The sequence below is a fragment of the Streptomyces sp. R818 genome (assembly GCF_056172735.1).
Genome location: NZ_JAOCNE010000014.1, coordinates 634,830 through 657,736, shown reverse-complemented (window position 1 = coordinate 657,736; position 22,907 = coordinate 634,830). Strand labels below are relative to the sequence as shown.

Genomic DNA, 22,907 nt, shown 5'->3' with positions numbered 1-22,907 from the left:
CACCTCGGCGAGGGGCCGCGACCGGGGCTTCCCGCACGTCAGTAGCATGGCGGCATGTTGGCCTACGTCCCGGCGCTCGTGTGTTTCCTCGTGTTCTGTTTCGGAGTGCTGCGTGAACGGCGCCGGGTCAGCAACGCCGTCTTCCTCGGGCTCGCGATCGTCTTCGCGGCGACCGCGCTGTTCCTGCGACTGGCCGCAAAGAGGCCGCAGTTGGGCAGTGATGTCGCCATAGCCCTGCTGGTGCTCGCGGCGCTCGGGGTCGTCGCCCTTGCGTGGTTCCTGCTCGCCAATGGCGTCACCATGGTGCGCAAGGAGGGCAGGAGCCCGGGCAACCTGCTGTCCCTCGGCGCGGGTCTCGCCCTGGTCGCGCTGCTCGGTCTCCTGGTCACCGCCCTGGTCCTGCACACCCGCACGCTCCTGGTGGCGGCGGCGACCGCCGTCGTGCTGACGGGACTCGTCGTCTTCCTCTTCGCCTGCTTCCTCCTCTACGCGCAGCTCTACGAAAGGGTGCGCATCCGGCGCAAGGCGGACTACGTGGTGGTCCTCGGCTCCGGTCTGATCGGCGGCGACACCGTGCCGCCGCTGCTCGCGAGCCGCCTCGACCGGGCCCGCGAGGAGCACGCCAGGCTGTCGCGGCGGGGAAGGCGGCCCGTCCTGCTCGCCTCCGGCGGGCAGGGCCCGGACGAGAAGCTGCCCGAGTCCCACGCGATGGCCGACTACCTGATCGCGCGCGGCGTCCCGGAGGACCTGGTCCAGCGCGAGGACCGCTCGACCACCACCGAGGAGAACCTGCGGTTCAGCAAGGCCCTGATGCAGCAGGCCAAGCCGGACTACCGGTGCGTGATCGTCACGAACAACTACCACGTGTTCCGCGCCGCGGTGACCGCCCGTCGCACCGGCGTGCGCGGCCATGTCATCGGCGCCCGCACCGCCTCGTACTTCTGGCCGAGCGCCATGATCCGCGAGTTCGTCGCGCTCCTGCTCACCTACCGCAGGACCAACGCCGCGATCTTTCTGCTGCTCGTCCTGGGCGGCCTGGTGATCTGGTGGCTGGGCTGGTCGCCGTCGGGGCGCGTCTGAGACCTGGTCCTGAGACCGCCGGTAATGCGGTCCGGCTGACGCGCACGACTTTGCGGCGTACGGTCAACGCATGGACGGCGAGACGTGGTTGGCGTCCTGCCACCCTGACCCTGCGGAAGTTCAGCGGCAGTGGGACCGGCCCCCGCATGTGGCCCGGATCCCCACCGGACGCCGTTTCGACGCGCTGCGGCTGACCCAGCCGCTCGGCCTGACCGTGCTGTGGGAGCTCGGCGGCCTCGCCGAGAAGGTGCCGGTCCTGGAGCAGCACATCGAGCCGCGCCCCGTCTTCTACCTCCTCGCCCACCCCGACGACGCCGACGGCTGGCCGCCGCAACCGCGCTCCTCGTCCGTCCTGTCCACCGGTGAGAGCATCGCCGTCCCGTCACCGAACGCCGATGCCCTGACCGGCGTGCAGCGCCACGCCCTCCTGTGGCGCACCGCCCCGGACGGCAGCGGGCATCTGGCCGACCCCGGGGCCTTGCGGGAGGCTCTCGCGCGGGCCCGGGACACCGACCGGCAGAGCGCCCGCATCCGGGCGGCACGCTCCGCGTTCTACGGGGCCAAGCACCGGCGGGCTTGAAAGGACGGGCTTGGAGGGACACGCGCCGTGCGCCCCCGGATCCGCCGAAGCGCCCTGGTGGGGCGCTCATCCCACGCGGCACCATACGGAGGCCGCTTCCGGGCGGCAGCCGGCTCCGCCGCCCCGTATCCCCGTGTCGGCGGAGCCGGCCGACTCACCCGTCGGTCCCCCGAGTCACTCCCCGTCTCAGTCTTCGTACGGTTCGCCGGGCAGAGCCGGCAGGTCCGCGTCCACCCGCTCCGCCACGATCCGCGCGCACAGTTCCGGCAGCGTCATGTGCCGGGCACGGGCGTGGGCGCGCAGGCGGAGGAGGGCGGCGTCCGGGCCGATGCCGAGGTGGGCCGCGACCGCTCCCGTGGCCTGTTCGACGGCGATGCGGCGGGTGAGGTCGGTCCGCAAACGGTCGGCCCTGTCGGCCAGTTCGCGGCGGAAGCGGCGGTGCACGATCCCGATGGTGGTGGCGTCGGCGAGAATCTGGGCCACGCGCAGGTCCGCCGGGTGCAGCCGGCCGGGCCCGGTGTCGAACACGCTGACCGCGCCGACGGCCTCCTTGCGCAGCCGCATCGGCAGGGCGGCCACCGCGCCGAACCCGGCGGCGCGGGCGGCCGCGGTGAAGCGGCCAGCGTTCGGCGCCGGTGCGCGCACCCAGGTCCACCGGACCGACGGCCGCGTGCCCGGCGCAGCAGTCGCGGCCCGGCCCTTCGTCGAACTCGGCCTCGGTCGCGCCCAGCCGGTGCGAGGCGCCCGTGGTGGCCGCGACGGGCACGAGGCGCCCCCGGTCGTCGACGAGGACCGCCCCGGACGCGGGGACGCCGAGCAGCTCCACCACGTACTCGGTCAGTACGCGCAGGAGGTCGACGAGGTGGAACTCGTCCGTCGCCGTGGCCGTCAGTTCCAGCACGGCGCGGGCCAGGCGCTCGTCCCGCTCCGGCTGCTCCATGATGTCGTCCCCCGCGAGGCGCGGCCGAGCGCGGTTCCCGGGTGAACCGCGTGACTCTGCCACCATTCTGGCGCCGGCGGCGACTGCGGGGAACGGTTTCGGCACACGTCCTGGTCAGCGTCGGGCGCGCCGGCCGGCCCAGGCCGTGGCGGCGGCGACGGACGCGAGCGCCGACAGGCCCGCGACCGGGTGGCGGGAGACGGCGGCCTGCCAAGAGCGGCCGTGGGACCGGTCGTCGAAGACGCCGTGGGCGCCGTGCAGGCCGTCCTCGGTGCGGTCGACCGGTTCGAAGAGGTTGCTCCTGCCGGTCGGCGGGAGCTGGTCGGTCTGCTGGGAGTCGATGCCGGTACGCGCGAGATAGCGGTCGAGCAGCGCGGGGACCAGGCGGTTGCCCCACAGGGTCGCCACCGTGCTGGCGCCGACGTAGTACTGCTTGCGGCGCGGATGGTCCGCCGCGTGCACGACCGCGCGGGCCGCGACCTCCGGCTGGTAGATGGGGGCGACGGGCTGCGGATGCTGGGGCAGCTTGGAGGAGACCCAGGAGAACTGCGGGGTGTTGAGGGCGGGCATCTGCGCGATGGTGATGTGCACGTTGCTCCTGCGGTGCAGCAGTTCGGTGCGCAGCGACGACGTGAAGCCGTTGATGGCGTGCTTGGCGCCGCAGTACGCCGACTGCAGCGGCACGGACCGCTCCCCGAGCGCGGAGCCGACCTGCACGATCGTGCCGCGATCACGGGGCAGCATCCGGTGGAGGGCGGTGCGGGTGCCGTTGACGAAGCCCAGGTACGTCACCCGGGTCGCCCGGTCGAACTCCTCGGCGGTGACCTCGTCGAACGGCGCGAAGACGGTGCTGAAGGCGCAGTTGACCCATACGTCGATGGGCCCGAACGTCTGCTCGGCGGCGTCGGCGGCGGCCTCGACCTGCGCCGCGTCGGAGACGTCGGCGACCTGGACGAGGGGCCTGCCGCCGAGCGACTCGACGTCCTCGGCGGCCGAGTCGAGTCCGGCCTTGCCGCGGGCGATCAGGACGATGTTCGCGCCGCGCCGCGCGAACGCGCGGGCGGTGGCGCGGCCGATCCCGGCGCTCGCACCGGTGATGAGGACGGTCTGGGACATGGCTCGGGTCAGCTCCTTGGCTCAGTGGTCTGCGGAGTGGGTCTCGGGGGCCTTCGCGAGCGTGGCGGTGGTCTCCAGGAGGAGGGCGTGCACGAAGGCCTGCGGCAGGTTGCCGCGCAGTTGGCGCTGGGCGATGTCGAACTCCTCCGCGTACAGCCCTGAGGCGCCGCACGCGCCGCGGTTGCGTTCGAACCAGCGGTGCGCGTCGACCGCGTTGCCCTGCTGGTGCTCGGCGAGCGCCATGACGAACCCGCACAGCAGGAACGCGCCCTCGGCGTCGCCGAGGGGCCGGTCGTCGTGGCGGAACCGGTACATGAAGTGGTCCTCGGCGAGCTGTTCGCGGCAGACGGCGAGCGTGGCGCGCGTGCGGGGGTCGTCGGCGGGCCGGGCGCCGCGGACAGCCGGGAGGAGCAGGGCGGCGTCGACGGCGGGATCGTCCGGCGCGCGCTGCCAGTGCCCGTCGGGGTGCACGGAGGTGGCCTCGGTGGCGGCCAGGACGGTGTCGGCGAGCGCGGTGCAGGTGTCGGCGAGCGGGTGGCGGGGAGCGGCGCGGGCCAGGGCACGCAGTCCGGCGACGCAGACGAGGCGGCTGTGCGTCCACACGCGGGTGTCCAGCTCCCAGATCCCCGCGTCGGGCTCCCGCCACCGTTCGCCGATCGCCCGCACGGCGGCGTCGGCGGCCTTCCAGCCCTCGGAGTCGAGCCGGTCGAGGCGCTGGGCGGCGGCGAACAGGAGCAGCGCCTCGCCGAAGCAGTCGAGCTGGAACTGTTGGCGTACGTGGTTGCCGATGCGGCTGTGGCCGCCGGGGTAGCCGGGCAGGTCGAGTTCTTCCTGGCCGGGGATCGGGTCGCCGTGGATCGTGTAGGCGGGCGTGAGGCGCGCGCCGTCGGCGAGCAGCCGCTGCCCGGTGAAGCGCACGGCCGCGTCGAGCAGGTCGTGGGCGCCGGCGGCGGCCGCGGCCTGGCCCGCGTAGCTCTGGTCGCGGATCCAGACGTAGCGGTAGTCGTAGTTGCGGCCCGCCTCCGCGCGTTCGGGCAGGCTGGTGGTGGCCGCGGCGACCATGCCGCCGCCGCGTGTGGTCAGGCCGCGCAGCAGGGTGTAGGCGCGTTGCGCGTCGGCGCCCGCGATGGTGTGGGTCAGCTCGGGTTGTGCGTCGTGCCAGGCCCGCTCGGTCCGGGCCCATTCCCGTTCGGCGCGGGGCAGTTCGTCGGGGAGCGGCCGGTCGGAGCATTCGAGTACGAGGTCGCGGCGCTCGCCGGGCCGCAGCACGAGGTCGGCGACGAGGCCGTCGGCACCGGCGCTCGCGGTGGGGGCGCCCTGCCAGCGCAGCCGGTGGCGGCCGGTCCGCAGGTGCCAGACGTCCCCGTCGTCGCGGTGGGTGTCGGCGAGCGGGGCGCGGCCGTAGTCGGCGCGCGGGTCCAGGACGACGCGCAGGTGGGCGGTGCCCTCGACCGCGTACAGCTGCCGGAGCAGGACCAGGCGCCGCTCGTCACCGGGGAAGGCGAGGGCGTCGCGGCACTCGACGACTCCGCTCGTGGTGATCCACCGGTTCCGCCAGATCAGGGTGCCCGCCTCGTAGTACCCGCCGGGCACCCAGCGCTCGTGCGGGGTCACGGCGTAGACGCCTCCGCCGCCGATGAGCGAGGCGAACACGGCGTCGTCGTGCCAGGCGGGCGCGCACAACCAGTTCAGCGCCCCGTCCGGCCCGACCAGCGCGCCCCGCTCACCGTCGGCGAGCAGCGCGTAATCGTGCAGCGCGTGGGGCGGGAAGGGGGTGGAGGGGGTGCGGGTCACGAGTTCGGCCTCCTGGGATGGGGCGGGGCCCCGGTGTGGGGGGTGTCGTGTGCAGAAGGGGCGGCCCGCTCGGGGCGGGTGTCATCGGCGGTGCGTGGCGCGCCGGACCGCTCGGACCGTCACCGTGGCCGCCGTCGCCGTCAGCGCTGCGGCGGTCGCGGTCGGGGCCACCAGGGCGGTACGGGACGGGGGCGCGGGGCGCCGCGCCAGGCGTTCCGGGGAGTCGCTGGGCAAGCCGGGGTGGGCCAGGGCCAGGGCCAGCGCCTCGGCCAGGTGCAGGGCGCGACGGCCGGTGGCGCCGTCCTCGATCTGGGTGCGGCAGCTGAAGCCGTCGGCGAGGACGCGGGCGCCGGGAGCGGCGGCGCGCACGGCGGGCAGGACGCCTTGCTCGGCGACGGTCATGGAGACGTCGTGGTGGTCGCGTTCGAAGCCGAAGTCGCCCGCCAGGCCGCAGCAGCCCTCGTCGAGGACGTCGGCGTCGAGGTGGGCGCGGCGCATGATTTCGCGGTCGGCGTCGGACTTCATGACGGCGTGCTGGTGGCAGGGGGTCTGGACGGTCCCCTGCCGGGCGAGGCGCGGCGGCTGCCAGTCGTCGGGGCGTGGTGGACCAGTTGCTCGGCGAAGGTCCGGAACCGCGCCGCGAGCCGCTTCACGTCCTGGTCGTCCGGCGTGGGCGCCGCGGCTGCCCGCGTCGAACCGGACCTCGCCGTCCGCCTCTGCCCGGAGCGCCGCCTCCAGTGTCGGGACGTCCACGGCGGGGGCGGGCACGGAGGTGGAGCTGGGCATGGAACGGGCCGCCTTCCTGGACGCTCGACATGTCGGCCGTGACCACGGTCCGCCCGTGGTCCGCGGGGCGGAAACCCAGCCTCGCACCGCGCGGGAGCGCTGTCGCGGCGCGCGGGGCCGAGTCCGTCAGCGTCTGTTGCGCCGGTTCCGGCGGTGCCAGGCCAGGCCGACGACGGTGAAGGCCACCACCACGATCAGGGCCTGCGCCCACAGGGGCACGAAGTCGGGGGCGCGCGCACCCGCCGCCAGCGCCGCGGGTACCGAGCCGTCCGTCCACCTGTCCACGGACACCGGATGCCCGGGGCCGGGCCGACGACACATGCGCCCAGTCGAGTGGTCGGCGCCGCCCCCGACGTGCGCGGGGCCGACGACCGGCTCACCGTGGGTCGTGTTCCACCAACACGGAAACACCCGCACCCATCCACTCGCACAGACGAAGGAGCCGACATGGCCGACCGCAGCAACATCGAGGACCCGACCTACGACCCGTTCGACCCCCAGGACGAGCGGGGCCGTCAGGAGCCGGGGCGCGACCGCCGCGACCAGGAGCGCGACAGGCGCCGCGAGGACGACACGCAGCCGCTGCTCCCCGAGGACGGCCGCGAGGACGGCTACCGCTGAGCCCCCGGGCACTCGCAGCGCTGTGACGTCGGCGCCCCCGGACCGGGTACCGCCCGGCCCGGGGGCGCCGCTCCCGATTGCGCGCCCTGATCGGGGGCAGGGAAGTGCGCGGAACACAGCCGGGCGGGTGAGTGACGAGGGGGAGCGATGGGTACGGCGACCAAGGTCCCCGAGACCCGCGACATGCGGGGCGACGAACTCTCCGGCGACGAGGCGTTCGAGGCGCTGCGCCGCTACGGCGGCCGTCAGTTGCTGCGGGACGCGTTCGTGCGGTTCCGTTACGCGGACGGGTTCAGCCACGCCCGTGCGCTGGCGCTGCAGACGGTGCTCTCACTGATCCCGCTCGCCATCGTCTTCGTCGGTCTGTCGACGACGCTGCATACCGAGAGCGTCGGACGGTTCGCGGAGCAGACCATCCACCGCATCGCGGCCGGGCCGAGCGCGGAGGTCGTCGACGACGCGCTCGCCAGGAGCCGTCGCACCGCGGGAGGCGGCACGCAGGTGGCGCTCTGGTTCGCCCTCGCGTTCTCGCTGTCCAACATCACGACGGCCATGTGCCAGGTCGAGCGCGGCGCGAACCGCATCTACGGCAATGAGCGCGACCGGCCCTTCCTGCGGAAGTACGCGCGCGGCCTCGTCATGGCGCTCAGCGCCGGACTCCCCCTGGGCCTCGGCTTCGTCATGATGGTGGCCGGCGGTGACCTGGGGGCGGCGGCCGTGTCCGTCTACGACCTCGGTGACGGCGCCCGCGCGGCCTGGAACACCCTGCGCTGGCCCCTCGGCCTGCTCCTCGCGCTGCTCTCGGCGAGCGCGATCTTCCGGCGCTCGCCGCGTCGCCGCCAACCGGGTTACACGTGGCTGGCGTTCGGCGCGGCCGTGTATCTGGTGCTGTGGTCGCTGCTGACGTGGGCGCTGAGCCTGTACCTCTCGCTCAGCGGTTCCTTCGACACCGTCTACGGGCCGCTCAGCGCGTTCATGTCCCTGCTCCTGTGGGCCTATCTCACGTCCATCGCGCTCTTCCTCGGCCTGTCGTTCGCGGCCCAGCTGGAGGCGGTCCGCGCCCTGCGGCCGGGCCCCGCGGAGCCCGACCCGGGCGTGTGAGGCGCCTGACCGGCCGGGCGTCTCACTTCTCGTCCAGCGCTCTGCGGAAGGGCAGCGGGCCGCGCAGGGCGCGCTCGATGCTCTCCAGGCTCCGGCCCTTGGTCTCCGGCACCTTGGCGACGACGAAGACGATGCAGGCGACGTTCATCAGCGCGTAGAAGAGGAACGTGCCCGAGCGGCCGACGGTGTTGATGGCCGTCAGCGCCGTCATGGCGATGAGCAGGTCGAAGCCCCACACCGACAGCGTGGCGAGGCTGGTGGCCGGGCCGCGCACGCTCAGCGGCAGGATCTCGGGGCCGATCAGCCACAGCACGGCCTGCATGCCGACGCCGTTGCACAGGATGTACGCGAACAGGGAGACGATCACCGTCCAGCGCTGGGCGGCCGAGCCCGAACCGGTGGCGAAGGCGAGCGCGAGCACCGCCATGGCCAGCGCCGAGCCGGGCAGGAACCACAGCATCGTGCGGCGCCGCCCCGCCTTGTCGACGGCGATGGCGCCCACCACACCGGCGACGACCAGCATGGCGCCGATGCCGATGCCGGTGAGCAGCGCCACGGAGTTCCCGAAGCCCGCGTCGTCCAGGATCGTCGGGGCGTAGTAGACGATGGCGTTGATGCCGGTGAGCTGCGAGAAGGCGGCGATGCCGACGGCGATGAGCAGCGCCGGGCGCAGCCACCGCTGCCGCAGCTGACGCCAACCGCCGCTGTGGGACGCCGTGTCGGCCGTGACCGTGGTGATCTCGGCGATCTCCGCCGCCACGTCCGCCCCGGCGGGCCGCAGCCTGCGCAGCGTCCGTGCGGCGTCGTCGTGGCGGTGCTGCTCGATGAGCCAGCGCGGGCTCTCGGGCAGGAACGCCATGCCGACGGCGAGGGCCACGGCGGGGATGACGGCGAGGGCGAACATGACGCGCCAGCCGCCGCTGTCGTTCAGCGCCCAGCCGCACAGGTAAGCGATGAGCTGTCCGATGGCGACCATGAGCTGGAAGAGCACCATGAGGCGGCCGCGGACGGCGGCGGGGGCCAGCTCCGCGATGTAGACGGGCACCATGTTGGAGGCGCCGCCGACCGCGAGGCCGAGCACGAAGCGCGCGGCGATCAGGGTGGTCACGCCGGGGGCGAGCGCGGCGGCCACCGCGCCGACGCCGAAGATCACCGCGACGGTCGCCACGACCTTGCGCCGCCCGTGCCGCACGGCGGCGCGTCCGGAGACGAGCGCGCCGACCATGGCGCCGAGCAGGATGACGCTGACGACGATCTCCTGTTCGCGCGAGGAGAGGTCGAGGTCGTCGCGGAGGTGGAGCAGGGCGCCGGAGATGATGCCGGTGTCGTAGCCGAAGAGCAGGCCGCCGAGGGCCGAGACGGCGGCGACCGCGTAGACGAGGAGCGGTGTCCGTCCCGTACTGGGCGGGTGTGCCGTGGGGCGGGTGCCCAGGGTCGACGCCTCAGGCATCGCCCATGACCAGACCCTCGATGGTGTGCTTCTGCGTGATCGGCGTCAGCTTGTCGACGACCGGGCAGTCCAGGTGGTGGCGGACCCGCTCGGGCAGCGTCTCCCAGAACTCCCTGGTGACGGCGGTGTCGTGGCGGTCCGCGTTGTGCGCCTCGGGCCCGTCGAGGCCGAGGACGAGGACGGGCCGCGCCTTCGCGGACTCGTTCTTCGTGCCGCGGTGGATGGTGAGCGCGGTGCGGGCCGAGATGTCGCCGCGCTGCGGGTACTTGCGCACGGCGCGCTCCTCGTAGCGGCCGTAGCGCTCGCGGGGCGGGAACATGCCGTGCTCGAAGTCGGGCTCGTCGTCCCACTGGGTGCCGGGGGCTATCTCGAAGGGGCCCATGTCCTCGGCGGTGTCGACCGCGGTGACGTTGAACGCCAGGGAGGTCAGGCGGCGTTCGGCGCGCGTCTCGTCGGGGATCGGGAAGTCGCGGTGCCACGGCTGGTTGACCGCGCCCTCCAGGGGGACGTCGAAGCCGAGTTCGACGATGCGGTAGTCGGGGCCGAGCACGGCGGTGGCGACGGAGCGGACCCAGGGGTGGTCGACGAGGTCGACGAAGCCGCGCAGCTGCTCGGGGTGGATCTCCACGTAGTAGCGGTTCGGGCCGCGGCCCACGGCGCCGTCGGGCCGGGCGCGCGCCTCCTCGTAGGCGGCCTCGATGTCCTCGCGCAGCCGGTCGGCCCACTCCGGGGTGAAGGCGCCCTTGTGCGCGGTGATGCCGTCCTCGTACAGGTTCGCCACGTCCTGGGCCACGTCGACGTCCGTCATCCTTGCCTCCTTGCAAGCAGAGCTTTCGCTTGCGCCCTACATTGCATCGTTGAATGCAACGTTGCAATACCCTTTGGCGCGGGGATTTCGTGAGGGCGGACACGGTCCGCTCCGGGCGGGACCGGGCATGCAAAGATGACGCGGTGAGCAGTCGTCTGAAAGATGTGGCCGCACGGGCCGGGGTCTCCGTGCGCACCGTGTCCAACGTCGTCAGCGGCAGCGCCGCGGTGGCGCCGGAGACCCGGCAGCGCGTCCAGGAGGCGATCGACGCGCTCGGCTACCAGCCGAACCTGGCCGCCCGCAGCCTGCGCGCGGGCCGCACCGGCATCATCGGTCTGGCCATCCCCGAACTGCACTCCCCGTACTTCGGCGAACTCGCGGGGCTCCTCGTCGACGAGGCGCGGCGCCGCTCCTGGACCGTGATCATCGACCAGACGCGGGGCGACGCCGACGCCGAGCGCCGGCTGCTCACCCAGGGCGGCGGCCGCGTCGTCGACGGCCTGATCATCAGCCCCTGGGCCCTCGACCCGGCCGAACTCGCCGCCACCGCACCGGCCGTGCCGCTCGTCCTGCTCGGCGAGCGCAGCCCGCACGGGGCCGCGGACCGCGTGGTCGTCGACAACGTCACCGCCGCCGACGAGGCGACCCGCCACCTCGTCGGCCTCGGCCGGCGGCGGATCGCCGCGATCGGGCTCCAGCCCCATCTGCACAACGGCACGGCCCTGCTGCGCGCCGAGGGCCACGCCCGGGCGCTCGACCGGGCCGGTCTTCCCCGGCCCGACGCGCTGCGCCGCCCGGTGACCGCCCTGCACCGGGCGGACGGCGCCCGCGCCATGACCGAACTCCTCGACAGCGGCGCCGCGCCCGACGCCGTCTTCGCCTTCAGCGACGAACTCGCCCTCGGCGCTCTCCACATCGCTCACGAACGCGGCCTCCGCGTCCCCGAGGACATCGCGATCGTCGGCTTCGACGACATCGAGGACGGCCGCTACAGCCACCCGCCCCTGACCACCATCGCCCCGGACAAACACCAGATCGCGGAACGCTCCCTGCAATGCCTGGCGGACCGCATATACAGCCCCGGCAACGCCGTCCCCCCACAGGACCTGATCGTCCCGCACCGCTTGGTCGTGCGCGGGACGGCCTGAGAGCCGCCTCCGGCGGGAGGGGTTAGCGTTGCGGCGTGAGTGACCTCTACGAGCTGTGCCTGGCCCTGGACCTGCCGGACTCCCCCGAGCTGGATCTCCTGCGGTGGCACCTGGGCGAGACGCCGCGGGACGACGGGCAGGACGAGAGCGAGGAGTATCCGCTCCTGGCCGCCGCGGGTCCCGCGCACCGCATAGGCGGGGCGCTGACCGCCACTCTGCGGCGCGGGCCCCGGGGCTGGTCCCTCCTGGCACGTCAGGAGGTGCACCCCGACGAGTTCGAACCCCTGCGGGAACTCCTGCGCCGGCTGGCCGCACGGACGACCACCCGCGGAACCATCGGGTACGTGCGCTTCCACGAGAACCACATCCCCGACGTGCTCATCGCCGAGTCCGGCACCGTGCGCCAAGTGCCCCTCGAACTCGCCGCCGGAGCCGAAGAACTACTGCCCGGCTGAGGTGCCCGAGCAGCTCGGCGCGTCAGTCCCCCAGCCCCGCGTGCCACCGCGCCGGGTCCATCCGGCCCCCGTACAAGGGGAGTTCGAGCGGTGCCTGGCCCTGGGCGAAGGGGTCCCATACGCGGGTGAGGCCAGCGGTGCCGTGGGTGCGGACCCTGCGGGCCTCGGCCAGGTCGACCACGTCCGTCAGGACCTGTTCCGGCTCGGGGCCGGTCTCGGCGCGGACCCGGCCCTCGGGGTCGACGAGGACGCTGCGGCCGATGCCGTCCGGCGGGGCCGCGTTGACGCTGGCCATGAAGGTCTGGTTGACGATCGCGTTGGCGCGGGCGAGCACCAGCTCCTGCGCCCGGTCCACGGTCGGGGTGCGCACCAGGTTCAGGACGAGGTCCGCGCCCTGCCAGGCCAGGTGCCGGGTGACCTCGGGGAACCAGGCGTCGTAGCAGATGGACAGGCCGACGCGCCCGTACCCGGTCATGTCGAAGACGACGAACTCCGTACCCGGGGCCGTGGTCTCGTACGGGCGCCACGGGAAGATCTTGCGGTAGGCCGCCACACGCCTGCCCTGCGGCGAGTACACGACGGCCGTGTTGTAGATCCGCCCGTCCTCGCCGAGCTCGTAGACGCTGCCCGGGACGAGCCAGATGCCGAGGTCGCCCGCGAGGGCGGCCAGCGTCTTGCCGCGCGGCCCGTCGAGCGGTTGCGCCGCCGCGGCCATGACCTCTTCGGGGTCCTCGTCCGGCGTGTGCCCGCACAGGTGCAGCTCCGGGTGGGCGAACAGCCGCACACCCGGGTAGGTCCTGGTGTGGCGGCTCACCTCCGCCGCGAAGGAGTCCAGGTCGGGCGCGCCGTGCGGGCGGGCGGCGGCCTGGACGAGGCCGATCGGCAAAGGCTGGGACATGGGCGTCACTCTCCGGTGGGCGGGCGGCGCGGCCGAGCCAATCACCCGGGCCGCCCCCAGGACAAGGGCCCCGGACCCTGTGCGAACCACAGGGTGAACCTGTGCTTGCATGGCGGCCATGACCCTCACTCAGCTGAGGGCCTTCGTCGAGGCGGAGCGGCTCGGGTCGTTCACCGCCGCGGCGCAGGCCCTGGACATGGCGCAGGCATCGGCCTCCGAACTCGTCCGCCGTCTGGAGGCCGAGCTGGACGCCGAGCTGTTCGTCCGCGGCAGCCGCACCCTGACCCTGACGTCGGCCGGGCAGGAGCTGCTGCCGTACGCGCAGCAGGCGGTCGAGGCCGCCGACCACGGGACGCGGGCGGTGCGCTCGCTCGGCTCGCTCGGCGGCGGCACCGCCACCTTCGGGGTGCTGCGCAACGCCGACTACTACCTGCTCTCCAACCTCGTCCAGCTCTTCCACGCCCGCTATCCGTCGGTCCGTGTCCGCCTCGTCGGCCAGAACTCGGCGGAGACCGCCGCAGCCGTCGCCGCCGGACGCATCGAGGCGGGCCTGGTCGTCCTGCCCATCGACGACGAGGGTCTTGCCGTGACCCCGCTCCTGCGCGACGAGGTGTACTACGTCAGCGCGGACGAGGAGCGCACCCGTGCGCCCGTGACCATCCAGGCGTTCTCGCGCGCGCCGCTCGTGCTCTACGACGCGCATTACGGCTGGCAGGACCCGACGCGGCGGCAGATCGCGGAGCGCGCCCAGCTCGCCGGGGTGAACGTCGACCCGCTGATCGAGCTCGAACACGTCGAGGCCGCCCTGAAGCTCGTGGCCGCCGGGGTGGGCGACACGATCGCCAGCCGGGCCGTCGTGGCGGGCCCGACCTTCCCCGCCGGGCTGCACACCGCGTCCTTCGACGAGCCGCTGTACGACACCATCGCCCTCGTCCGGCGCCGGGGGCACCCGCTGTCCCGGGCCACCCGGGAGCTGGCCCGGATCGCCGAGGACACCCTGCGCGAGATCGGCACGGAGCTGAAGTACAGGTAAACCCTGTGGACAGGACAGGAACTGCCCCTCTGGTCCTGTGCCAGCGGAGCGCCTAGCGTCCTCGCCATGCAGATCACGCACGACGAAGCCCAGGCCCTGCCCCCTCTGAACTGGCTCAAGAAGCCGTCCGTCGACGGTCCCCCCGCCCAGCGCGACCCGAAGGTCGTCGAGCGGGTGTCGCAGATGCTGTCGGAGATCGAGCGCAAGGGCATGGACGCGGTCCGCGCCTACGCCGAGGAGCTGGATGGCTGGTCCGGCGACCTGGAGATCGGCGCCACCGAGCTGAAGAAGTCCGGGGACGCGCTGCCCCCGGACGTCCGCACCGCCCTGGAAATGGGGTACGAGCGCACCCACAGGTTCGCCGCCGCCCAGCGCGAGCACCTCACCGACTTCGAGATCGAACTCGCCCCGGGCGTCGCGGGAGGCCAGCGCTACGTGCCGGTCTCGCGCGTCGGCGCCTACCTCCCGGCGGGCCGCTTCCCGCTCCTCGCCAGCGCCTTCATGACCGTCAACGTGGCCAAGACGGCCGGTGTCCCGACCGTCCTCGCCTGCACTCCCCCGTCGGGCGAGCACGGCGCCCACCCCGCCGTCCTCTACGGCGCCCACCTCTCCCGCGCCGACCGCGTCTTCGCCCTCGGCGGCGTCCAGGCACTCGGCGCGATGGCGTTCGGCCTGCTCGGCGAGGCCCCGGTCGACATGCTCGTCGGCGCCGGGAACGCGTTCGTCACCGAGGCGAAGCGGCAGCTCTTCGGCCAGGTCGGCATCGACCTGCTGGCCGGCCCCTCCGAGGTCGCGGTCATCGCCGACGACAGCGCGGACCCGGCGTGGGTCGCGGCGGACCTCCTCGGCCAGGCCGAGCACGGCCCCAACTCCCCCGCCGCCCTCATCACCACCTCCGAGGCGACCGGGCGCGCCGTCATCGCGGAGATCGAGCGCCAGCTCGCGACGCTGACCACCCGCGACATCGCCGGTCCGGCCTGGCGCGACTTCGGCTCGGTCATCGTGGTCGGCGACAAGGCCGACGCGGTCGCCGTCGCCGACGTCCTCGGCCCCGAGCACCTGGAGATCCAGACCGAGGACGACGACTACTACCTGGACAACCTCACCTGCTACGGCTCCCTCTTCATCGGGCCCTGGTCCACGGTCGCCTACTCCGACAAGGGCATCGCGGGCACCAACCACGTCCTGCCGACCGGCAAGACCGCCCGCTACAACGCCGGGCTCTCCGTCTCCCGCTTCCTCAAGCCGCTGACGTACCAACGGGCCGTGAAGGAGGGGACGGCGGCGCTCGCCCCGGCCGTCGAGCGGATCTCCGCGTTCGAGGGCCTCGCCGCCCACGGCGCGACCGCGACCCTGCGCCTCGACAAGGTCGGCCGCACGGACAAGATGTTCGACGCCGTGCCGGCGGCGCTGCGCGAGCAGCTCTGACCCGTCCCGCCGTCTTCCCCGCCGCCGCGCCGCCCGCGCTGCCCGGCGGCGGGGCCCGCCTCCCCCGTCCCCCGTGTCCGCGCCGCCTTCCCACCCGTGCGGCGGCGCGGACACGGGCCCGTCCCCGCCCCCTTCTCCCGTCAGGTCGCCCGCGTCCCCACGCCCATCCGAGGATCCCCGTATGCCGCACCACCCGCCCGAGCCACCACCGGCCGCCCCCGCGGGCGCCGCTCTCACCCAGGGCCTCAAGGGCCGCCAGATCACCATGATCTCCATCGGCGGGGTGATCGGCGCCGGTCTCTTCGTCGGCTCCTCCACCGCGGTGGCCGCCGCGGGCCCCGCCGTCCTGATCTCGTTCCTGCTGGCCGCCGCGCTCGTCGTGCTCGTCATGCAGATGCTCGGTGAGATGGCCGTCGCGCAGCCCGACACCGGGTCCTTCTCCACATACGCGGACCGCGCGCTCGGCCGCTGGGCGGGGTTCTCGATCGGGTGGCTCTACTGGTGGTTCTACATTCTCGTGATCCCCATCGAGGCGATCGCGGCCGGTGAGGTCATCGCCGCCCTCACCTCGCTGCCGAGCTGGATCCCGGCGCTCGCGATGATCGTGCTCCTCGCGGGCAGCAACCTGCTCGCGGTGCGCAACTACGGGGAGTTCGAGTACTGGTTCGCGCTGTTGAAGGTCGTCGCGATCGTCGCCTTCCTCGTCCTCGGCGTGCTCGCGATCCTCGGGGTGCTGCCCGGCTCCGACACGCACGGCATCTCCCATCTGTGGAGCGACGGCGGTTTCGCCCCCAAGGGCGGTGTCGCGATCCTCGCCGGGCTGCTCACCGCGATGTTCAGCTTCCAGGGCAGCGAGATCGTCACCATCGCCGCCGCCGAGTCGGAGGAGCCGAAGAAGAACATCAAGAAGGCCGTCCGCGCGGTCGTCTGGCGCCTCGGGCTCTTCTACATCGGCTCGATCCTCGTCGTCGTCTGCCTCGTGCCGTGGAACTCCGCCGACCTCGCGGAGGCCGGCTCGTACCAGGCCGTCCTGGAGCTGATGAACATCCCGGGCGCGGGCCGCATCATGGACGTCGTCCTGGTCGTCGCCGTCAGCAGCTGCCTCAACTCCGCCGTCTACACGGCGTCGCGCATGGTGTTCTCGCTGGCCAAGCGCGGCGACGCGCCCGCCGCCTTCGGCCGCACCTCGCGCCACGGAGTGCCGCGCAACGCGGTCGTCGCCTCCACCGTCATCGGCGCCGCCGCGGTCGTCGCCAACTACCTGCTGCCGAGCGTCTTCACGTATCTCATCGCCTCCAGCGGCGCGATCGCGCTCATGATGTACCTCGTCATCGCGCTCACCCAGTACGCGAACCGGCGCAAGGGCGGCCGCCCGGCCGAGGTGCGCATGTGGGCGTTCCCCTACCTCACGCTCGCCACGATCGTCTTCATCGCCGGGGTGCTCGTCCTCATGGCCGTCCTGCCCGGACACCGGCTCGAACTCTGGCTCTCGCTGGGCCTCGCTGCGGTCCTCGTCGCCGTGGGGGTCGTACGCCAGCGCAGGCTACGGGGATCCACCGGCAGCGGCGCGGACACGGCTGAACCCGCCGCCGCCCGGCTGTGAACGACGCGGCCCGTCAGGACACGCGCGCGTGCGTCGCCCTCGGCACGAACTCGGTCGGCAGCACGAGGCGTTCACCGGCCGCGTCGACCTCGCCGCCGATGCGCCGGACCAGGAGCCGGGCCGCCTGCCGCGACAGTTCGCCGAGGTCGTGCCGGACGGTGGTGAGCCGGAACACCTCCCAGGCCGCCATCGGAAGGTCGTCGAAACCGATGACGGTGAGGTCGTCGGGGACGCGGACACCCGCCGCGAGCGCGGCGTTCAGGACGCCGATGGCGACCACGTCGTTGCCGCAGAACACGGCGGTCGGCGGCGCGGCGGCGTCGAGGAGCCGGGGCAGCGCGCGGTAGCCGGTGTCGAACTCGAAGGCGCCGCGCACCACCCGGTCCTCGGCGAGCCCGACGCCCGCCTCGGCGAGAGCCAGCCGGAACCCGAGCTCGCGGTCGCGCCCGGTGGTGGTGTTGGCCGAGCCGAAGACGCCCGCGACGCGCCGGTGGCCCAGGGCGACGAGTTCGCGCGCGACGAGCCGGCCACCGCCCTCGTTGTCGACGACCGAGGCGTAGTCGTCCGGGCGGCCGGTGTCGCGGTTGAGGAAGACGTACGGCATACCGCGCCGCTCCAGCTGGGCCGGCAGGCGGGAATCCGTGGTCGCCGTCGCCAGGACGACCCCGTCCAGGGACTGGTCGAGGAGCTTCTCCTCGGCGACGGCCTCGTCGGACCGCTCGGTGATCAGCATCATCCGGTAGCCGAGACCGCGCAGCTCGTCGTGGAGCGGGGCGATCACATGCGGATAGAACGGGTTCGTCAGGTCGGTGACGATGACGCCGACGCGCCGGGTCGAACGCGTGGACAGGGTGCGCCCCGCCTCGCTCGGCACGTAGTTCAGCGCCAGTGCGGCCCGCCTGACCTTCTCCCTGGTCGCCTGCGACACCCGGGGGTCGTCGCGCAGCGCCCGCGAGACCGTGGGCTGCGAGACCCCGGCCAGCCTGGCCACGTCGTGACTGGTGATCCCCATCGGCTCGCCCCTCGTCCCCGGCACCGCGCCGCCATCCCGGCGGGCTTCCGGATCAGTATACGTATGCCGAATCCGGCCCGACCCCTTGACACAACGCCACCCCAACACCTGTCATGGGAATGCATACGTATTCCAACAACGCATCCGCAGGTCGGCTGCGCGTGCAGCAAGGAGTCGTCCGTCATGCCCGAAGCCACCGTCACCAGCAGCGAACTCGCGGAGCGCACGGTGCGCCGCAGCGACTTCGTCTCCTGCAACCAGGCCTTCATCGACTGCCGCACACCCGGCTCGGACCGGAAGGAGAACTACGCGATGATCGGGCCGGGCGTCTCGCAGGCCGCCGGCCAGTTCGTCAACCTCCGCCTGCCGCACGGCTACAACATCGGCGCCGCCGCCATGCCGCACGGCATCACCAACAACCTGCACCTGCACTACACCGCCGAGGTGTTCATCTGCACCGAGGGCGAGTACCTGCTGCGCTGGGGCGCCGACGGCACCGAGGGCGAACTCACGCTCCGCGCCGGTGACATCGCCTCCGTCCCCACCTGGATCTTCCGCGGCTTCACCAACACCGGCCCGGACGACGGCTGGATGTTCACCGTCCTCGGCATGGACCACACCGGCGGCATCATCTGGGGCCCCTCGGTCCTGCGCGAGGCGGCGGGCCACGGCCTCTACCTCAGCGCCGACAATCAGCTCATCGACACCGTCGCCGGTGACGCGCTGCCGCCGGAGAGCGAGCGCGTCACGCCGATGGCCCAGGAGCAGATCGACCGCCTCCGCCACTACAGCCCCGACGAGATGAAGCGCCGCGTCGCCGCCACCGACGACCTGGTCTGGTCGGACCACCCCTTCCTCGACAGCTCCCTGCCCGGCGGCGGCGCCCGCCTCGCCTGCGTCATCGGTTACGGCATGACCGAGGACCCGCACCAGGAGCCGCGCATCTTCAACCCGCACGGCCACAACGCGGCGTGGCTGCGCGCCGAGCCCGGCCAGGGCGTCTCGTACCACCGCCAGCACGAGACGCAGACGCTGATCGTGCAGAGCGGCGAGTGGGAGATCACGCTCAACCGCACGGACCCTGTCTCCGTCCGGATCGGCCCGCGCGACATGCTCTCCGTGCCGCAGGACGCCTGGCGGACCCTGCGCAATGCCGGCGACACCGAGGGCGATCTCCTCGTGGTCAACTCCGGCGACGGCCGCGTCCGTCTGGAGTGGGACGAGGAGGTCTGCAAGGCCGCCGCCGACGCGGGCCTCGGCATCGACCACAACGGCTACGTCGCCCCGTACGCGCTGCTGCCGCGCTCCGCCCGGCGCTGGTGACCGCCGCCGTGCGCCGGGGCGGCGGCGAGGGCCGCCCGCTGCCGGTGGTCGTCGTTCCCGGGATGCTCTGCGACCGGGGTCTATGGGCGGACGTGGACTTCCCCGGCGACCGCGAGGTGCGTCACGTCCCGCTGACGAAGCCGGACATCGGGGCGCTCGCGGACGACGTACTGGCCTCGGTGCCGGGCCCGTTCGTCCTGGTCGGCCTCAGCCTGGGCGCCATCGTCGGCTTCGAGGCGCTGCGCCGGGCCCCGGAGCGGATCGCGGGCCTGTGCGTGATGTCGACCAACGCGCAGGCGCCGCGCCCCGAGCAGTACGCGGCCTGGCGCGCGATGGGCGAGAAGATCGACGCCGGGCGCTTCGCGGACGTCGTCGAACAGACCCTCCCCGACATGTTCCCCGGCCGCCGCTTCACCCCCGAACAGGCCGACCGTTACCGGGAGATGGCTCACCGGGTAGGTCCTGGCGCCGCCCGCGCCCAGCTCGCCGCGCAGGCCACCCGCACCGACGCGGCCGACGCGCTGCGCTCCGCGCGCTGCCCGGCCCTCGTCCTGAGCGGCGCGCGGGACGCCCTGTGCCCGCCCGTGTTCCACCGGGCGATCGCCGACACCGTGCCCGGCGCCCGGCTGCGGGAGCTGCCCGACGCGGGGCACCTGCTGCCGTGGCAACGGCCTGGTGCCGTGACCGAGGCGGTGCGCGCGGTCGTCGACGCCGCCGAGCGCGGCGCGGCCCCGGTCGCCCTGACCTGACCTGACCTTTCTGCACCCCTGCACCCCTGCACCTCCGTAAGAATCCGTGAGAAGAGAGCCGTCATGCCCCGACACCTGAAATCCCCCGTGCCCGCCGCGCAGGTCAGCGCCGGCCGTGCCGATGTCGCCGAGCGCGTCCACGCCATCCTCGACGACATCCGCGCGCGCGGTGACGACGCCGTTCGCCAGTACTCGGAGAAGTTCGACGGCTGGAGCCCCGAATCGTTCCGGCTGTCGCCCGACGACATCGCGCGCATCGTCTCCGACGTCCCGGAGACCGTCCTGGACGACATCCGCTTCGTGCAGGAACAGGTGCGGGCGTTCGCACAGGCGCAGCGCGACTCGATGCGCGACGTGGAGATCGAGACCCTGCCCGGGGTCCGCCTCGGCCACCACCATGTGCCGGTGTCCGGCGCGGGCGCGTACGTGCCGGGCGGGCGCTACCCGCTGACCGCGTCCGCGCACATGACGATCGTGACCGCCAAGGTCGCGGGCGTCCCCCGGGTCGCCGCCTGCACTCCGCCGATCCGGGGCGAGATCCCCGCCGCCACGGTCGCCGCGATGCACCTCGCGGGCGCCGACGAGATCTACCTCCTGGGCGGCGTCCAGGCCGTCGCCGCGCTGGCCCTCGGCACGGAGACGATCGGGCGCGTCCCGATGATCGCCGGTCCGGGCAACGCGTACGTCGCCGAGGCCAAGCGGCAGCTCTTCGGTGAGGTCGGCATCGACCTGTTCGCCGGGCCGACGGAGATCCTGGTCATCGCCGACGAGCACGCGGACCCGTTCGTCGTCGCCGTCGACCTGCTCTCCCAGGCCGAGCACGGCCCGGACTCCCCCGCCGTCCTCGTCACCACCTCCGAGGACCTTGGCCACCAGGTCGCCGCGCACGTCGAGCGGCTGCTGCCCGGGATGCCGACCAAGGACTTCGCCGGGCCCGCCTGGCGCGACCACGGTGAGATCGTCGTCGCCGGCACCCTCGACGAGGCCTTCGAGATCGCCGACTCCTACGCCAGTGAACACGTCGAGGTCCTCACCGAGAACCCGCGCCAGGCCCTGGAGAAGATGCACGACTACGGCGCCCTCTTCCTCGGCGAGGGCACATGTGTCTCGTACGGGGACAAGGTCATCGGCACCAACCATGTGCTGCCCACCAGGGGCGCCGCGCGCTACACGGGTGGCCTGTGGGTCGGCAAGTACCTCAAGACGGTGACGTATCAGGAGGTGACCGACACCTCCTCCTCCGCCCTGCTCGGTGAGGTGTGCGGGCGGGCCGCGCGGGTCGAGCTGTTCGAGGGCCACGCCCGCTCCGGCGACGTACGGGCCGCCAAGTACGGCAAGGGCACGCTGCCGTGGAACGAGGAGGGCCGGGCGTGAGCGCCGCCGAGCCGCTGGCCGGCCGGACCGCGCTCGTCACCGGAGGAGGCAGCGGGCTCGGCGCCGCCGTCGCGCGCTCCCTCCTCGCCGACGGTGCCCGCGTCGTGATCACCGGCCGCAACGAGACCGCGCTGAAGGAGACGGTCGCCGCCCTCGGCCCGCGCGCCGAGCACCGGGTCTGCGACGTGTCGCGGCCGGACCAGGTACGGGAACTCGCCGCGAGCCTCGCGGACCAGGAGATATCGATCCTGGTCAACAACGCCGGGATCGCCGGACCCGTCGCGCCGCTGACCGAGATCGACCCGGCGGAGTGGGACGAGGTCTTCGACGTGAACGTGCGCGGCGTGTTCCTCATGTGCCGCGCCTTCCTGCCCGCCATGACCGGGCGCGGCGCCGGTGACGTCATCAACATCGCCTCCGTGTCCGGCAAACGGCCGCTGCTTCGGCGTACGCCGTACTGCGCCTCGAAGATGGCGGTCATCGGCCTCACGACGACCCTTGCGGGCGAGGTCGGGCCGCTGGGCGTCACGGTCAACTCGCTCTCCCCCGGCCCGGTCTCGGGCCCGCGCATGGAGCGCAACTTCCGCCTGGAGGCCGAGCGCACGGGCAGCAGTTACGCCGAGGCGGAGCAGGCGTTCGTGGCGCGCTCCGCTCTCGGGCGGATGGTCACCGAGGACGAGGTGGGCGACGCCGTGACCGCGATGCTGCGCATGCGCGGCCTGTGCGGCGCCGACATCGACCTGTCGGCCGGGATGGTGGCACGGTGACGGCGCCGCGCGCGGGAGAGCCGCGCCGCAGCCTCAAGCAGCGGCTCGCGGCAGGTGAGCGCCTGCGCGGCGCGCTGCTGCGGCTGCCCTCTGAGACGCTCGTGGAGATGGCGGGCGTCGCGGGCCTGGACTACGTGGTCATCGACTGCGAGCACGGTCCCGCCGACACCGCGCTGCTCCAGCACCACCTCACCGCCGCCGCGGCGCAGGGCATCGACGTCCTGGTCCGCGTGGGCACGGCCGAGCCGTCGCTCGCCCTGCGCTGCCTGGACCTGGGCGCCGTCGGACTGATCCATCCGCACGTGGACAGCGCCGGGGACGCCCGCCGCGCGGTGGCCGCGAGCCACTATCCGCCGCTCGGTGAGCGCGGGTTCGCCACCTACAGCAGGGCGGGCCGGTTCGGCACGGTCACCGCCGCCGAGCACGTGGCCGCCGCCGAGGACACCCTCGTCGTGGCGATGATCGAGACGGAGCGGGCCTGCGCCGCCGCCGAGGAGATCGCCGCGACGCCGGGTGTGGACGCCGTCCTGGTCGGCCCGGCCGACCTCGCGGCGGACCTCGGTTTCCCGGGCCAGGAGACCGTCGACGGGCTCATCGCCCATGCGCAGGGCGCCGCCCGCGCAACCGGTCGCGCCGTCATGACCATCGTGCCCGGTCAGGAGCGTGCCAGGGCCGCCGAGAAGGCCGGTTCGCAGCTGATTCTCTTCAACATGGCGCACGTCCTGATGGACACGTTCCGCGCCCTCGCGGAGCCGGCGTCCCCGGACGCCACTTACTCCCCGGCAGCCTCTTGACGCCCCCTGACGGGGCCCTTAGCGTTCATTCCGAGTTCATACGTATG

General features: G+C 73.3%; 23 protein-coding genes and 1 pseudogene. 15 read left to right on the top strand and 9 right to left on the bottom strand.

What is annotated here, in order from left to right; all coding sequences use genetic code 11:
• Positions 1-54 precede the first annotated feature (54 nt).
• Complete coding sequence (locus N5I75_RS34730) at positions 55-1,080, top strand: YdcF family protein (protein ID WP_476684128.1); 1,026 nt, start codon at positions 55-57, stop codon at positions 1,078-1,080.
• A 70-nt stretch (positions 1,081-1,150) separates the two neighbouring features.
• Positions 1,151-1,660, top strand: coding sequence for a hypothetical protein (locus tag N5I75_RS34725; RefSeq protein ID WP_476684127.1), 510 nt, complete (start codon positions 1,151-1,153; stop codon positions 1,658-1,660).
• Between the two features lie 186 nt (positions 1,661-1,846).
• On the opposite strand, the gene N5I75_RS34720 is transcribed toward N5I75_RS34725, so the two are convergent.
• Complete coding sequence (locus N5I75_RS34720) at positions 1,847-2,305, bottom strand: ANTAR domain-containing protein (RefSeq protein ID WP_476684126.1); 459 nt, start codon at positions 2,303-2,305, stop codon at positions 1,847-1,849.
• Positions 2,306-2,330: 25 nt separating this feature from the next.
• Between N5I75_RS34720 and N5I75_RS34715 the strand changes: the two genes are divergently transcribed.
• Positions 2,331-2,645, top strand: a complete 315-nt coding sequence (locus tag N5I75_RS34715) for a hypothetical protein (RefSeq protein ID WP_476684125.1) — start codon at positions 2,331-2,333, stop codon at positions 2,643-2,645.
• A 69-nt stretch (positions 2,646-2,714) separates the two neighbouring features.
• On the opposite strand, the gene N5I75_RS34710 is transcribed toward N5I75_RS34715, so the two are convergent.
• The 4 genes and pseudogenes from N5I75_RS34710 to N5I75_RS34695 form a co-directional block, all read right to left on the bottom strand.
• A complete protein-coding gene (locus N5I75_RS34710; RefSeq protein ID WP_476684124.1) occupies positions 2,715-3,716 on the bottom strand; it encodes an SDR family oxidoreductase in 1,002 nt (333 codons plus the stop codon).
• A 21-nt stretch (positions 3,717-3,737) separates the two neighbouring features.
• Positions 3,738-5,510 (bottom strand): glycoside hydrolase family 15 protein, encoded by a 1,773-nt coding sequence (locus N5I75_RS34705; RefSeq protein WP_476684123.1) that lies wholly within the window; start codon positions 5,508-5,510, stop codon positions 3,738-3,740.
• An 81-nt stretch (positions 5,511-5,591) separates the two neighbouring features.
• A pseudogene (locus N5I75_RS34700) lies at positions 5,592-6,178 on the bottom strand (FAD-binding oxidoreductase); the annotation flags it as partial.
• Between the two features lie 244 nt (positions 6,179-6,422).
• The gene (locus tag N5I75_RS34695) at positions 6,423-6,581 is read right to left on the bottom strand and encodes a hypothetical protein (protein WP_476684122.1); all 159 of its coding nucleotides are present in this window, start codon (positions 6,579-6,581) and stop codon (positions 6,423-6,425) included.
• A gap of 162 nt (positions 6,582-6,743) precedes the next feature.
• On the opposite strand from N5I75_RS34695, the gene N5I75_RS34690 reads away from it, so the two are divergent.
• Positions 6,744-6,917 (top strand): hypothetical protein, encoded by a 174-nt coding sequence (locus N5I75_RS34690; protein ID WP_476684121.1) that lies wholly within the window; start codon positions 6,744-6,746, stop codon positions 6,915-6,917.
• 147 nt (positions 6,918-7,064) lie between these two features.
• The gene (locus N5I75_RS34685) at positions 7,065-8,018 is read left to right on the top strand and encodes a YihY/virulence factor BrkB family protein (protein WP_476684120.1); all 954 of its coding nucleotides are present in this window, start codon (positions 7,065-7,067) and stop codon (positions 8,016-8,018) included.
• Between the two features lie 22 nt (positions 8,019-8,040).
• Here N5I75_RS34685 and N5I75_RS34680 read toward each other — a convergent pair whose 3' ends face one another.
• Entirely contained in the window at positions 8,041-9,468 is a 1,428-nt protein-coding gene (locus N5I75_RS34680; protein WP_476684119.1) for a sugar porter family MFS transporter, read from the bottom strand.
• Entirely contained in the window at positions 9,461-10,276 is an 816-nt protein-coding gene (locus N5I75_RS34675) for a phytanoyl-CoA dioxygenase family protein (RefSeq protein WP_476684118.1), read from the bottom strand. The genes N5I75_RS34680 and N5I75_RS34675 overlap by 8 nt, the downstream gene beginning before the upstream one ends.
• Before the next feature lie 143 nt (positions 10,277-10,419).
• On the opposite strand from N5I75_RS34675, the gene N5I75_RS34670 reads away from it, so the two are divergent.
• Both N5I75_RS34670 and N5I75_RS34665 read left to right on the top strand, forming a co-directional pair.
• On the top strand, positions 10,420-11,424 hold the full coding sequence (locus N5I75_RS34670) for a LacI family DNA-binding transcriptional regulator (protein WP_476684117.1): 1,005 nt from the start codon (positions 10,420-10,422) through the stop codon (positions 11,422-11,424).
• 35 nt (positions 11,425-11,459) lie between these two features.
• Entirely contained in the window at positions 11,460-11,879 is a 420-nt protein-coding gene (locus N5I75_RS34665) for a hypothetical protein (RefSeq protein WP_476684116.1), read from the top strand.
• A gap of 22 nt (positions 11,880-11,901) precedes the next feature.
• Here N5I75_RS34665 and N5I75_RS34660 read toward each other — a convergent pair whose 3' ends face one another.
• Complete coding sequence (locus N5I75_RS34660; RefSeq protein WP_476684115.1) at positions 11,902-12,777, bottom strand: carbon-nitrogen hydrolase family protein; 876 nt, start codon at positions 12,775-12,777, stop codon at positions 11,902-11,904.
• Between the two features lie 118 nt (positions 12,778-12,895).
• Between N5I75_RS34660 and N5I75_RS34655 the strand changes: the two genes are divergently transcribed.
• From N5I75_RS34655 to N5I75_RS34645, 3 genes are all read left to right on the top strand, one after another.
• Positions 12,896-13,810, top strand: a complete 915-nt coding sequence (locus N5I75_RS34655; protein WP_476684114.1) for a LysR family transcriptional regulator — start codon at positions 12,896-12,898, stop codon at positions 13,808-13,810.
• Between the two features lie 66 nt (positions 13,811-13,876).
• Positions 13,877-15,238: a histidinol dehydrogenase gene (gene hisD / locus N5I75_RS34650; RefSeq protein WP_476684113.1), complete on the top strand. Its 1,362-nt coding sequence runs from the start codon at positions 13,877-13,879 to the stop codon at positions 15,236-15,238.
• Between the two features lie 181 nt (positions 15,239-15,419).
• On the top strand, positions 15,420-16,841 hold the full coding sequence (locus N5I75_RS34645) for an amino acid permease (protein ID WP_476684112.1): 1,422 nt from the start codon (positions 15,420-15,422) through the stop codon (positions 16,839-16,841).
• A gap of 13 nt (positions 16,842-16,854) precedes the next feature.
• On the opposite strand, the gene N5I75_RS34640 is transcribed toward N5I75_RS34645, so the two are convergent.
• A complete protein-coding gene (locus N5I75_RS34640; protein ID WP_476684111.1) occupies positions 16,855-17,853 on the bottom strand; it encodes a LacI family DNA-binding transcriptional regulator in 999 nt (332 codons plus the stop codon).
• A gap of 183 nt (positions 17,854-18,036) precedes the next feature.
• Here N5I75_RS34640 and N5I75_RS34635 point away from each other — a divergent pair, with 183 nt between their 5' ends.
• From N5I75_RS34635 to N5I75_RS34615, 5 genes are all read left to right on the top strand, one after another.
• The gene (locus N5I75_RS34635; protein WP_476684110.1) at positions 18,037-19,176 is read left to right on the top strand and encodes a cupin domain-containing protein; all 1,140 of its coding nucleotides are present in this window, start codon (positions 18,037-18,039) and stop codon (positions 19,174-19,176) included.
• Positions 19,173-19,925 carry an alpha/beta fold hydrolase gene (locus tag N5I75_RS34630; RefSeq protein ID WP_476684109.1) on the top strand — a complete coding sequence of 251 codons (753 nt, stop codon included), beginning with the start codon at positions 19,173-19,175 and terminating at the stop codon, positions 19,923-19,925. The genes N5I75_RS34635 and N5I75_RS34630 overlap by 4 nt, the downstream gene beginning before the upstream one ends.
• A gap of 63 nt (positions 19,926-19,988) precedes the next feature.
• Positions 19,989-21,299: a histidinol dehydrogenase gene (gene hisD / locus N5I75_RS34625; protein WP_476684108.1), complete on the top strand. Its 1,311-nt coding sequence runs from the start codon at positions 19,989-19,991 to the stop codon at positions 21,297-21,299.
• Positions 21,296-22,066, top strand: coding sequence for an SDR family NAD(P)-dependent oxidoreductase (locus N5I75_RS34620; protein ID WP_476684107.1), 771 nt, complete (start codon positions 21,296-21,298; stop codon positions 22,064-22,066). Before hisD (N5I75_RS34625) ends, N5I75_RS34620 begins: the two co-directional genes overlap by 4 nt.
• Complete coding sequence (locus tag N5I75_RS34615) at positions 22,063-22,860, top strand: HpcH/HpaI aldolase family protein (RefSeq protein WP_476684106.1); 798 nt, start codon at positions 22,063-22,065, stop codon at positions 22,858-22,860. Before N5I75_RS34620 ends, N5I75_RS34615 begins: the two co-directional genes overlap by 4 nt.
• The last annotated feature ends 47 nt before the right edge of the window (positions 22,861-22,907 follow it).